The 2,668-nt window shown below is 74.3% G+C and carries 3 protein-coding genes; 2 read left to right on the top strand and 1 reads right to left on the bottom strand.

What is annotated here, in order from left to right:
- Together prmC and AC32QD_RS06415 are read left to right on the top strand one after the other, a co-directional pair.
- Positions 1-653 (top strand): peptide chain release factor N(5)-glutamine methyltransferase (gene prmC, locus AC32QD_RS06420; RefSeq protein ID WP_492009658.1); only part of this gene is annotated, 653 nt, incomplete at its 5' end.
- A 260-nt stretch (positions 654-913) separates the two neighbouring features.
- Positions 914-1,696, top strand: coding sequence for a DUF4167 domain-containing protein (locus AC32QD_RS06415; protein ID WP_492009657.1), 783 nt, complete (start codon positions 914-916; stop codon positions 1,694-1,696).
- A gap of 29 nt (positions 1,697-1,725) precedes the next feature.
- On the opposite strand, the gene rsmA is transcribed toward AC32QD_RS06415, so the two are convergent.
- Positions 1,726-2,574, bottom strand: a complete 849-nt coding sequence (gene rsmA, locus AC32QD_RS06410; RefSeq protein ID WP_492009656.1) for a 16S rRNA (adenine(1518)-N(6)/adenine(1519)-N(6))-dimethyltransferase RsmA — start codon at positions 2,572-2,574, stop codon at positions 1,726-1,728.
- Positions 2,575-2,668 lie beyond the last annotated feature (94 nt).

Below are 2,668 nucleotides of genomic sequence, written 5' to 3'. Positions count from 1 at the left end.
TCACCGGCATGCGCCTGTTCTGGGGCCGCCCCTTCCGCGTCACCGCGGACGTGCTGGACCCCAGGCCCGAGACCGAGACGCTGATCGCCCTGGCGCTCGAGGGGCCGCCGGCGCGGCGCATCCTCGACCTGGGCACCGGCTCGGGCTGCCTGCTCATCACGCTGCTCGCCGAATGGCCCGACGCCACCGGCCTGGGCGTCGATGCCTCGGAAAAGGCGCTCGCGGTGGCGGCCGGCAACGCCCGCGCGCTGGGTGTGGCCGGGCGGGCCGCGTTTCACCGCGGCGACTGGTGCGACGGGGTCGAGGGCACCTTCGACCTCGTGGTCGCCAACCCGCCCTATGTGAGCGCGGCCGACTATGCCGCGCTCGCTCCCGAGCCGCGCCTGCACGAGCCGCGCGCCGCGCTCCTCGGCGGGCCGGACGGGCTCGACGCCTGCCGCCGCATCGCCGCCGGGGTCGGGCCGCTGATCGCGCCGGGCGGGCGGCTGATGCTCGAGATCGGGCCCGCGCAGGGCGCCGCGGTCGCCGCGATCCTGGCCGCCGAGGGGCTGGTTGAGGGGCTGGTTGAGGGGCAGACGGGTGCGCGGATCCTGCCCGATCTGGACGGCCGCGACCGTGTCGTGGCGGTATCGAGGCCCGAAAAAACGCCTTGAACGGGTCGCATCGGCGAATTATTTCGCCAATGGCCCCAGATTGGTGGTTGAGAAACCGCGCAAACGGGGTATATGCAACAGTGTTCCGGGCGGCTGGCGCGGTTTGTCGCGCAAGCGACGGTTGGGGAAGTTCGGAACATCGCATCCAAGCGAAGATGGATCTTGCTGGCCCAGGGCCGCGTGTGCCCGACCGGCAAAGAGGCAGGGTGTCCCGCCCGCCCCCAAGGCGGCACAGCCCAGGACGAACCAAGACAGGTAGCATGAGACCGTCGCAGAAACAGAACCGTGCGCGTGGCCGCGGCAATCGCAACAAGCCCAACGGCAACATCGTCAACCGCGTCTTCGAAAGCGCGGGTCCCGAAGGCAAGGTGCGGGGCACGCCGCAGCAGATCATCGACAAGTATCTGACGCTGGCGCGCGACGCCCAGACGTCCGGCGACCGCGTCATGTCCGAGAACTTCCTCCAGCACGCCGAGCATTACCAGCGTCTCCTCGTCGAGGCGCAGGGCCTGCGCGACGAGCAGCGCCGCGACCAGCGCGAGGCGAACGGCGCCGACAGCGACGGACGCGACGACTCCGACGATCGCGACGAGGCGCTGGGCGCGCGCCAGTCCGAGCAGCGCCGGCCCGAGCAGACCGCCGAAGGGGGCAGCGACAGGGGCGGCGACCGGGGCGGCGACCGGGGCGGCGACCGGGGCAGCGAGGCGGTCGGCGAGCGGCGCCGCAACCGGCGCAGCAGCGACCAGCGCGGCGGCGATCTGGGCGACGGCGACCGGGGGGGCGACCAGAGTGGCGGCGACCGGGGGGGCGACCGGGGGGGCGACCGGGGAGGCGACCGGGCGGGCGACCAGGGCGGCGGCGAGCGCCGCAGCGAGGAGGTCAGCGGCCTGACCACCATCGACTCGGGCCCGGAACAGGGCGGCAGCCTGCTGGTGGACGCCGACGAGCTGAGCGCGAGCCAGCCGCCGCGGCGCCGGCGCAACCAGCGCCGTGATCGCGGCCAGCAGGACCAGCAGTCGGAGGCCGACGCCCAGTCCGACTGAGCGCCCAGTCCGACTGAGCGTTCTGCCGCTCAGCCGGCCGCCTCGGCGGCGCGGGCAAGCGCGAGGAACTCCGCGACGCTCAGCGTCTCGGCGCGGCGCGCCGGATCGATTCCCGCCGCCGCCATCAGCGGCAACGGCGCGGCAAACCGACTCTTCAGTGACTGGCGCAGCATCTTGCGCCGCTGCCCGAACGCGGCCGCGGTCACCGCCTCCAGCATCTTGGGCGACACCTCGGCGAGCGGTGGGCCCGGCACCACCTGCACCAGCGCCGAGGTCACCTTGGGCGGCGGCGTGAAGGCCGCCGGGTTGATCTCGAACAGGATCCGCGCCCGCGCCCGCCACTGCGCCAGCACCGAGAGCCGGCCATAGGCCCCGGTGCCGGGGGCGGCGGCGATGCGCTCGGCCACCTCGCGCTGGAACATCAGCGTCAGCGAGTCCCACCAGGGCGGCCAGGCGGCGGGCGTCATCCAGCGCACGAACAGCTCGCTGGCGATGTTGTAGGGCAGGTTGGCGACCACCCGCGCCGGGCCGTCGCCCAGGCGCGAGGCGACGTCGAGTGCCAGCGCGTCGCCCGCCAGCACCTCGAGCCGCCCGGGCCAGCGCGCCGCGATCTCGGCCAGCGCCGCGAGGCAGCGCGCATCGCGCTCGATGGCGATCACGCGCGCCGCCCCCTCGGCCAGCAGCGACCGGGTCAACCCGCCCGGCCCCGGGCCGATCTCGACCACCGTGACGCCTGCGAGCGGTCCGGCCGCGCGCGCGATCCGCGCCGTCAGGTTGAGGTCGAGCAGGAAGTTCTGGCCCAGCGCCTTGCGCGCCGACAGCCCGTGCCGCGCGATCACCTCGCGCAGCGGCGGCAGCCCGTCGGGGGCCAGGCTCACGCGGCCTCGGCGCGGCGGGCGGCCATCTGGGCCGCCAAATTCAGTGCCTCGATCAGGCTGGTGGCGTCGGCCTTGCCGCTGCCGGCGATGTCGT

This window comes from Thermohalobaculum sp., from assembly GCF_058622915.1.
This window is presented reverse-complemented; position numbering and strand designations above follow the sequence as displayed.

Bases quoted from the DNA above. Each gene is read 5' to 3' on its own strand.
- AC32QD_RS06415 (WP_492009657.1), top strand. From the start codon at position 914: ATGAGACCGTCGCAGAAACAGAACCGTGCGCGTGGCCGCGGCAATCGC.